The sequence below is a fragment of the Moorena sp. SIO2C4 genome (genome assembly GCF_010672485.1).
GTDB classification, from domain to species: domain Bacteria; phylum Cyanobacteriota; class Cyanobacteriia; order Cyanobacteriales; family Coleofasciculaceae; genus Moorena; species Moorena producens.
Genome location: NZ_JAAHGN010000209.1, coordinates 1 through 8725, shown reverse-complemented (window position 1 = coordinate 8725; position 8725 = coordinate 1). Strand labels below are relative to the sequence as shown.

The following is an 8725-nucleotide window of genomic DNA, read 5'->3' as shown; positions in this document are numbered from 1 at the left end:
ACAACTTAGAGCATCTAGAAGTAGTTAGAAGTAATGTTTTAAGGTCATGTTTTAAGGTCATGTTTTAAACGTTGGTTAGATAGGATGGAGGCGAACAAAATATAAGCGATGCAGCGCGGTCATGGGGGAAACCCCCATGACCGCGCTGCATCAAGAAGGGACGTTTTACTAACCCTTCTGTTAAAAACCTACCCTTATGAGTTCGCCCCCTCACCCCCTCATTACTTAAGCACTAGGAGCATAGATGCCAGGGGCATAAGCCTCAACCACCCTGCCAGTGCGAGAGCAGCTAATCATTAAATAATCACAGACGGGGCATTGAGTCTGGGTTAGGTGAGTGTTTTGATAATAAATCCTTTGAGCACTACTGCCACAATTAGGACAGTAAACTTTCTGTGTTATCTGCATGTTAAACCTTGTTTGATTCAGTCAGTTATTAAAAAATGACTGCCTCTAACAAGCACCGACCCTGGTTCAACCATCTACTAGTACCGCTTTGCGAAATTCAAAATGAATTCTTCAGGTGCGACCCAAGGGCGATTTACTCGCCCTAGGAGGCGCGCACCTTAAAATTAACAAAGCTGATGATGTCAGCTTTTAGTTTGTTTTGAATGGTAGCTTTATTTGTGCCGTCTTGTACTAGTTAGGTTTGACCACTCAACTGATTAATCTGGAGGCAGTAATCGTTAATCTTTCCTTAACTATTGTAGTTAAGTCTTATTTTTTTGGTAATTAATTTAACAATACTTATTAATAGTGTTTACATGTTTTAATATTTCGGCCAAATTGGCACTCCAAGACTAGGTGATTTTTATTAAAAATAAGCTTCTCTCCTAATTGATCCCTAATTGATCCCTCAGGATTTTATGTGATTTTTTATACAAATGATTGAGAATATCTACCGTAGATAAAACGAGTTTGATGACCAAAGATGTGAGATATGATACCGTACTCGGTTGATTACTGATCATATCCGAGTACGGGTAATTGGATCGGGTAATTGGTCATTGGTAGTTGACGATTATCGATCCATCTGTTAAATGGGTTAACCAATCCGTTGCCCCATCTTCAATAGCAGACATTAGCAATAGCCCTATTGCTGGAAATTAGAGATGTCCCGACGGGATGGTTTTATGAAAAGCAAGAGTGTTATAAGGGGATAGCTTGGTAAAATTTGGGCAGTATGGTGGTAGAGAGCTTAGGAAATAGACTACTTAAGTATTAATGGCAAACAGAATATCTGATCAATTAACACTTCTAAACTAATAATGAATAAACACTATATCTTTTTTACCAGAAATACTTTACCTCAACCCAATGCTGCCCACTTAGTTCATGATGTCAATTCCGCCAATGCTGCTGCTAACCTTGGTTATTCTACTGTTTTAGTCTATCTTCACCCCCCAGAGAAATCCCTGAATCCCTTAGACTGGCTGTATCCGTTTCGGCTCCAACAGCCACCGGAAAATCTAACCAAGTTTTACAGTATTCAGGATCAGCTCAAGGTGGCTCCCCTAGCTATGCCTTGGCCCATTGGTCACATGAAAGGGAAACTGACTAGCCCCAGCACAATCGTTTGTCGTTACTATTTTCCAATTCATATTTTTACCCATACTCAAATCTTACACACCTTGGATTGGAATTTAGTGAAAACAGCCATCAAATATGGTATACCAGTCATTTATGAGCGGGAACATTATAAAAAAAGTGACTATGATCAATCGATTGTCCAAAACCCACTTTTTCAAGTCGCAGTCACCGTAGCTGATAATATTCGGGACGATATGATTCGTAGGGGTATGCCCCCAGAAAAGATTATCAAACTCCATAGTGGCTTCAATCAGTCTTTTTTAGTAAGACAACCAGAACAAGCCTCTGAATGGCGCAAAAAACTTTTGGTGGATAACCGTCAAAGGTTAGTGGTCTATTCAGGAGGACTCTATCGCTTCAAAGGGGTAGACTTATTAGTTGATGTTGCTAAAGAATTACCACAGATTCAATTTGTCTTTGCTGGTGGCAATCAATCTCAAGTACAGTCTTATCAGCAGCTAGCTAGGGAAAAACAAGTTAACAATGTTACCTTCTTAGGTTATATTCCCCACCAGCAGCTTCCCAGCTTACTCCAAGCTGCTGATGTGTTGGCTCATCCTCACTGTTCTGGTGAGGCGGCTACCTTTACCTCTCCTCTGAAGCTCTTTGAGTATATGGCTTCAGGAACTCCGATTGTGGCGACGGAAATTCCCCCGTTGATGGAATTTAAATCTTCGAGTGCTATTGCTGGCTGGTGTGAACCAGATAACCCAGTTCAATTGACTCGTTGCCTCCAGCAGGTATTAGAAACCTATCCCAGAAACGTGAATGGTTATGCCGCTCAAATTGAGTGGGGGCGTCAGTTCTCTTGGGAAAATAGAATTGCCAAAATTATGAGCAATGTAGCAGAATCTATACATCCTATAATATCTGATTAATATGGTTACCCTTAGGGTTAAAGTAAGCTATCAGCTATCAGCTATCAGCTATCAGCTATCAGCTATCAGCTATCAGCTATCAGCTATCAGCTATCAGCTATCAGCTATCAGCTATCAGCTATCAGCTAATGCGCTACGGATGGTGCTACTTGAGGTGCTTTTGAATCAAAGAGGTAAGCATTCGAATAATGCTGAGTTAAGTCACAGCGCTTGTGGCCTATAGCAAAAACTAGAAGCTTGTGCCACAAAGCACCTCAATTAGCATGGCCAAAGGCTTTTCACCAGACTTTCAATTCTCATCAATCTCTCAATAATTAAATTCTATCGTTCCCGTAGCGTGGCCATAGGCCTGCATAGGTTTATGTTAAGCTGACGGCTGACAGCTGACGGCTGACAGAGGAGTACCCACCAGCCCCTGATAAGTGGGTATAAAAAACCCACTTACTGATCTCAATTTCGGTTATGCTTACTAGAAATACTTGCCGATCTCGAGACCTCGAGATCGGGTGATGAGGTGATGGGGAGATCAGGTCAAGAATAGGAAAGAATAAGACATGACCACATGACAAGGTCAGCCCCCCTCTCCTGATCATTTAATGTCTAATCTAAGGACTTGATTAAACACCTTCTAAGATCACTTTATCAAGGAGCAGTTAACTAGATAGACTCATGACAATGCCGAACTTTTTAATCCTAGGTGCAGCTAAGGCTGGAACTACCTCAATTTATCGATATCTAAAGCAGCATCCGCAAATCTACATGAGTCCTTCCAAGGAACCTAGGTTTTTTGCTTTTGAAGGGGAAACTTTAGATTTCCGTGGGTTGGGAGATGAAAAAGAAGCTGATTTTATTGTCACTGATATTGACGCCTATCGTCAACTATTTAAAAAGGTAACTAATCAAGTAGCTATTGGTGAAGCATCTACAAGTTATCTCTACCTTGCGAAATCTGTTGAACGCATAAAGTACTACATTCCTAAGGCAAAACTGATCGCAATTGTTCGAGATCCAGCAGAAAGAGCCTATTCCAACTATTTACATTTACTCAAGCAAGAGCGCGAACCACTAACGGATTTTGCTGAGGCTCTTGACCAAGAAGAGAAGCGCATTCAAAATAACTGGTGGTCCTTCTGGCACTATAAACACCAGGGACTTTACTATGTCCAAATTAAGCGTTATTATGATACCTTTGAAAAAAGCCAGATTAAGGTTTACCTATACGAAGATTTGAATAATAATCCTCTAGGTATGCTGAAAGATATGTTTGGTTTTTTGGAGATAGACGATACCTTTACCCCAGATATATCTGAAAAAGTTAGGCAAGCTCCTCGCCTTCCCAAAAACAAAGCGTTGGAATCATTTTTGAACCAACCGCACCCAGTTAAATCAATTCTAAGTCCATTGCTTCCTACTAGCCTAAGGGATAAACTAGTTAACAAGATTAGATCTTTAAATCGTGGTAAACCTAAGTTATCACCAGCAGTGCGGAAGCAATTGATTGAATTCTATCGCGAGGATATCCTCCAGCTTCAAGATTTGATTGGTCGGGATCTGTCCCAATGGCTAAAGTGTTGAAAATTAAGTTAACAAGTAAGTTTACAATTAGAATTTGACAATGAAGTTAAGTAAGTTAAGCTGTAAGCAGTCAGCCGTCAGCCGTCAGCCGTCAGCCGTCAGCTTATTTGATTCAAAAGCACCGATTGCGCTACGGGCACGCTGCGCGAACAGTAGCACCTCAAGTAGCGCATAGGCTGATAGCTGATAGCTGATAGCACCTCAAGTAGCGTGGCCAACGGCATTTAGCTGATAGCTAAATGCTTACGTTAAGCTGAAACTAAGCTGATCAAATTATTATCAACTTCAAATTGATGAGTTAGGAAATTAAGCTATGTCCAAAACTATGGACAAAAAAGTTATCGGTATGATCAGTAGCTATAAGGCACTGAAACCCAGTCCTGTTGATTGGCTATGGAAACAAACCCCTCGTCCTTTGGGGGTTTGGAAAAATATTCAAATGATAGCTACTGCACCTCAACCGGATTTTTTACTGCTATACAACTTTAACGAATTTTCTGACATCAAACCAGTTAAACCCAAATTTGGCAATTTTTTTGGGCTAGCTCACAAGCCCGCTGAGCCTAAGGTCGCAGATCTCAAGACTCTCTTGCGGGGAGTGCCGAAAGAACGGATTATTTCTTTGGTGCGAGAACCTCCCTTTCCAGAACGGGAAGAGATCCGAATTAATGAATATAAACAAGCTCAGGAATACTGTGGCTATGTATGTGGTCCTGATGATTTTGCGCCAATTCCTGACTATATGCCTGCTATTTCATACCACAACAATTCGTTTCGTGAATTGAATGAAATGGGACCGCCTGAAAAAGCTCGTTCCTGTTGTTGGATTACCTCCGGTATTGCTCGCACGGCTAATCATCGTCAGCGTTTGGCGTTTTTGAAGCTGTTGAGGGACAGTGATCTAGAATTTGACGTGTATGGACGGGATTTGCCAGACTGGGTAAACGGATATGGAAAAGTAGGGAATAAGTGGAATGCGATGGCTCCTTATTACTACAACCTGGCGATTGAAAACTATGCTGGTAATGATTGGTATGTGAGTGAAAAGTTGTGGGATGCTTTATTAGCCTGGTGTTTACCCATATACTATGGTGGTTCTGCTGCTGATAAATTATTGCCTCCAGGAAGCTTCTTGAGACTGCCAAGTGAGGATGAAAAGGGCTTAGCTTACATTCAGGAGGTGACCGCTACACCGGATGCATGGCATGACGCTCTAGATGCGATCGCAGAAGCACGTCAAATCATTTTACATGAGTTGAATTTACTCAACTTCTTGTCTAAAGTAGTGGAAAAACTGGGGTAAGTCTAGATGAGCACAGGAATTTATACATTGGCTAATGATGTGGTTTACAACCAACTGGTAGCACTGCTCAATAGCATAGAGGTTAATGCTGGGAAAGAGACTCCAGTTTGTGTAATTGCCTACAATGATCAATTAGACAAGGTCCGTCAAGAAATTGCCACCCGAGATAATGTCACCTTGCTGGATAATCCAGAACTATTTGCCCGTTGGGAAGAGTTTTCCTACCGTGTTTGGAAAACTCACCCTGACGCTTTACAAGAATGGCAAGCACAAGGCATGAAGACGAAATTCTATCGGGTTGGTGAAAATCATCGTTACTGTGCCTTTGATCCACAGAGTCCATTTGAAAAATTTATCTATCTGGATGCTGACACTCTGCTGATGAATTCCTTAGATTTCGTCTTTAAGCAGTTAGATGAGAGTGATTTTGTGGTTTATGACTTTCAGTATAAAGACCCAGCACATATTTTTAACTTAGCCTCACCGAAGTTACTGGAACTATTCCATGAATCCCAGATTAATTCAGAAATTTTCTGTTCGGGATTTTATGGGGCTAAGCGGGGATTATTTCCTGAAAAGCAGCGAGAATGGTTAGTTTCTCAGTTAGCTAATGGGGAAGCAGAAGTTCTCTATAAGCGAGCGCCTAACCAATCTGTACTCAACTACATGAGGATGAGGTCTGGGTTATCTATCCATAATTTTTCTCTGAGTTTGCCTAAAGATCAAAGAACAGGCAATTCGGTAACATCTCCTCACTTTGAGGTTCGGGATAATCTACTTTATGATCATGGGAATCGGCTGACTTATCTTCATTACATTGGAATCAAGTCAAAAGTTTTCAATAAACTGTGTGCTGGGGATAATATTGACTTTCCCTACCGGGATATTTTCTTACATTACCGATATTATCATCAACCAGAGAAACGTCCTCAGTTTACCACTAAAGCTAAACCTTACAACCAGCCTCCTAGTTTAACCGCTCAAGTATTCAAGAAGTTAGGATTCACTCGTTGAGGCAGATTTTATGAATCGTGGAATTTACATCACTGCTAATGACCGGGTGATTGAGCAGTCTATTGCGTTACTAAATAGTATCCGCTGTTATGATAGCGATACCCCAATTGTTTTGATTCCCTATGATGACAATTATCAAAACGTCGTCCAAATTCTCCAAGAGTCCTATGGAGTAGAGATTTATCCAGATTTGGAGTTTATCGAACGCCTGTCTACTAAGCTACACGAAATTTTCGGGGAAGGATTTTTTGCTAGGCCGAATCAGTTCCGGAAACAGGCTTGCTGGTTTGGAACTTTTGATGAATTTATTTATATCGATACCGATATAGTTGTTTTTGAGAAGATAGCTGATAATCTTAACTACCTGGCTGACTATGATTTTATTTGCTGTGATTACCAGCATGTCGGGGGAATCACCAATGTTTTCACCCCTAAAGTTATTGAAGATAAGATTTTTAGTGAAGCGGAACTGAAGGATATCTTTAATGGGGGGTTTTGGGGAGCCAAGAAAAATAAGATTAGTGAAGAAACCTTATATGAAACCTTTGCTGAGTGTGCGGCTCATCCCGAGTACTTTGACTTTTCCCAGAAAACCTCCGATCAGCCGATTATCAACTATATGATATTGAAGCAGATGCACCACCGATTTAATATTGTGCGTAGACCAGGGGGAGCTCCAGGAAATTGGGCAGGTAGTAAACAATTTCAAACCCAAGGAGTACGACTTATTGATCCAAATTTGAATCAACCCCTACAATATCTACACTGGGCTGGTATTCGTATTCAGCCTGGTTGTCCTTACTGGGATATCTGGAAACATTACCGCTATTTGAATGAACCTATGCCAGAGGATGAGTCTTTGCAGACTAAAACTCAGAAGAGCTTATGGGAACAAATTACCAACAAATTACACAAATCACTGAAAAAATAAAGCGGATTTAGTCCTAAAAGGGTGACAAAAAGGATTAATGGAATAGTGTCAGATGTCAGTTTGATGGTAAGTGACTCACAACTTCCTCTGTCAGGTCTGATGCCGGAGGAGCAGAAGATGTTGAGTCGGTGCTGATTAAACCGAAATCTGAAGATAAATAAAGTACTAAGGTGAAGGTTATAGCTAAGATAAGTTTTTCTAACATTTTACACTCCTCTAGTAGCAACGTCATCTAGTAGTAACGTTATTAAGTAGTTACCCCTATCTTCAGTATCCTGAATTTTTCTTCGATCGTAGGTGATCCTGTGGTAATAGGGGTTGTGACAATTGTCATAAGGTCAGGTGACGTAAATCATCGACAAATAGTTTCTTTTGTGCGAATAAAAATAGCTAGAGAGTTGGTTCACTCAGAGATGGGGTGATGGGGTGATAGGGTGATGGGGTGATGCGGTGAAGTTAATTCAAGTTAATTCAAGTATGGGGAAGAATTTGGGAGATCAAGGATTTTGATATCGGTATAGTTGTGTCGAAATACTTTGTCCTAGTCATGGTTTCTCAAGTTTGTGAGAAATCTGGGGTTACTGGTTACCACTACACTGCTATAGTCAAAGCTACTCAATTGTTCGGTCAGCAACAGACCTAACCCTCCAGCTCCTACTAATCCGACCATGACAGTCTCCCGGATGCAGACTTCCCAGCGATAGAGGATATAAGCTAGGAAACGGGGCAAGTTAATCGGCAGTATTCCATAGAGAAACAGTAGCGTTCCCGGAGTTCCCTGGGCTTTCAAGGCTTCTAAAGGAGGCTTTTCCAGGTTTTCATTGGTTTCTGTCATTAATCTGCCTAGAATACCGAGGTTGTTTAATCCGAGTGCGATCGCACTGGGTAAAATTCCAGGAAACAGGACAAATAGCGCTACTATTGCCCAAATCGGTGCGGGAATGGCTCGGCAAAAGAGTAGGACTATCCGAGTTAGCACCAGTATTGTCCAACCTTGTACCGACGCAATAGTTAATCCCTTGGGATTGGGATTGAGCAATCCACCGGGAAGCAGAAAATTATGGGCTGCTGGAAAAGACAGCACCATCCCAGCAATACCAGCACCAGCAATCCCTAGTATGGACATGGCAAGGGTTTGGATGGAGAGAGTCAATAACTGTGGGAATTGCAATCCATTAATTTGTGGTGGAAATGACCCTTGGGCAATATCTCCCAAAAGTTCCTGAGTACGGGGAGACCAAAGCTTGCTGAGTCCGGGACTGACATACCAAAAGCTCAAAAAGCAAAGGCAGACTAAAATCAAAAGCACCGATACTTTTTAGCTACCAGAATCTCTCAAGGGAAAATTTTGGCTCACTAATGCAAGTTGATTTCTCAACCAGGGTGTATCTACCAAGGCTCGTAGGAATATCCCACGAGCGCCGTTAATGTCTC

Annotated in this window: 10 protein-coding genes; 7 read left to right on the top strand and 3 right to left on the bottom strand. The window is 41.4% G+C overall.

The genetic code is table 11. From position 1 onward, the window contains the following. Positions 1-225: 225 nt before the first annotated feature. Positions 226-408, bottom strand: a complete 183-nt coding sequence (locus F6K20_RS13465; RefSeq protein WP_071986879.1) for a replication restart DNA helicase PriA — start codon at positions 406-408, stop codon at positions 226-228. Between the two features lie 860 nt (positions 409-1268). Between F6K20_RS13465 and F6K20_RS13460 the strand changes: the two genes are divergently transcribed. The 7 genes from F6K20_RS13460 to F6K20_RS13430 all read left to right on the top strand — a co-directional run bounded on the left by F6K20_RS13460 (position 1269) and on the right by F6K20_RS13430 (position 7291). After that, positions 1269-2468 (top strand): glycosyltransferase, encoded by a 1200-nt coding sequence (locus F6K20_RS13460; protein ID WP_008184352.1) that lies wholly within the window; start codon positions 1269-1271, stop codon positions 2466-2468. 1 nt (position 2469) lies between these two features. Beyond that, positions 2470-2691 (top strand): hypothetical protein, encoded by a 222-nt coding sequence (locus F6K20_RS13455; protein ID WP_287253736.1) that lies wholly within the window; start codon positions 2470-2472, stop codon positions 2689-2691. A gap of 446 nt (positions 2692-3137) precedes the next feature. Continuing rightward, positions 3138-4043, top strand: a complete 906-nt coding sequence (locus F6K20_RS13450) for a sulfotransferase family protein (protein ID WP_287253735.1) — start codon at positions 3138-3140, stop codon at positions 4041-4043. Between the two features lie 40 nt (positions 4044-4083). Beyond that, positions 4084-4218, top strand: coding sequence for a hypothetical protein (locus F6K20_RS13445; RefSeq protein WP_267872030.1), 135 nt, complete (start codon positions 4084-4086; stop codon positions 4216-4218). Positions 4219-4356: 138 nt separating this feature from the next. After that, the gene (locus tag F6K20_RS13440; protein WP_008184342.1) at positions 4357-5346 is read left to right on the top strand and encodes a glycosyltransferase family 10 domain-containing protein; all 990 of its coding nucleotides are present in this window, start codon (positions 4357-4359) and stop codon (positions 5344-5346) included. Between the two features lie 6 nt (positions 5347-5352). After that, positions 5353-6360, top strand: coding sequence for an Npun_R2821/Npun_R2822 family protein (locus F6K20_RS13435; RefSeq protein WP_008184341.1), 1008 nt, complete (start codon positions 5353-5355; stop codon positions 6358-6360). Positions 6361-6370: 10 nt separating this feature from the next. After that, positions 6371-7291, top strand: a complete 921-nt coding sequence (locus F6K20_RS13430) for an Npun_R2821/Npun_R2822 family protein (RefSeq protein ID WP_008184340.1) — start codon at positions 6371-6373, stop codon at positions 7289-7291. 55 nt (positions 7292-7346) lie between these two features. On the opposite strand, the gene F6K20_RS40640 is transcribed toward F6K20_RS13430, so the two are convergent. Then, a complete protein-coding gene (locus F6K20_RS40640; RefSeq protein ID WP_287256278.1) occupies positions 7347-7496 on the bottom strand; it encodes a QAALIT motif small membrane protein in 150 nt (49 codons plus the stop codon). Positions 7497-7832: 336 nt separating this feature from the next. Further along, on the bottom strand, positions 7833-8570 hold the full coding sequence (locus F6K20_RS13425) for a PhnE/PtxC family ABC transporter permease (protein ID WP_287294975.1): 738 nt from the start codon (positions 8568-8570) through the stop codon (positions 7833-7835). Positions 8571-8725: the final 155 nt, after the last annotated feature.

Excerpts from the sequence above, each read along its gene's own strand:
- F6K20_RS13465 (WP_071986879.1), bottom strand. The coding sequence starts at position 408 with ATGCAGATAACACAGAAAGTTTACTGTCCTAATTGTGGCAGTAGTGCT.
- F6K20_RS13460 (WP_008184352.1), top strand. The coding sequence starts at position 1,269 with ATGAATAAACACTATATCTTTTTTACCAGAAATACTTTACCTCAACCC.
- F6K20_RS13455 (WP_287253736.1), top strand. The coding sequence starts at position 2,470 with ATGGTTACCCTTAGGGTTAAAGTAAGCTATCAGCTATCAGCTATCAGC.
- F6K20_RS13450 (WP_287253735.1), top strand. The coding sequence starts at position 3,138 with ATGACAATGCCGAACTTTTTAATCCTAGGTGCAGCTAAGGCTGGAACT.
- F6K20_RS13445 (WP_267872030.1), top strand. The coding sequence starts at position 4,084 with ATGAAGTTAAGTAAGTTAAGCTGTAAGCAGTCAGCCGTCAGCCGTCAG.
- F6K20_RS13440 (WP_008184342.1), top strand. The coding sequence starts at position 4,357 with ATGTCCAAAACTATGGACAAAAAAGTTATCGGTATGATCAGTAGCTAT.
- F6K20_RS13435 (WP_008184341.1), top strand. The coding sequence starts at position 5,353 with ATGAGCACAGGAATTTATACATTGGCTAATGATGTGGTTTACAACCAA.
- F6K20_RS13430 (WP_008184340.1), top strand. The coding sequence starts at position 6,371 with ATGAATCGTGGAATTTACATCACTGCTAATGACCGGGTGATTGAGCAG.
- F6K20_RS40640 (WP_287256278.1), bottom strand. The coding sequence starts at position 7,496 with ATGTTAGAAAAACTTATCTTAGCTATAACCTTCACCTTAGTACTTTAT.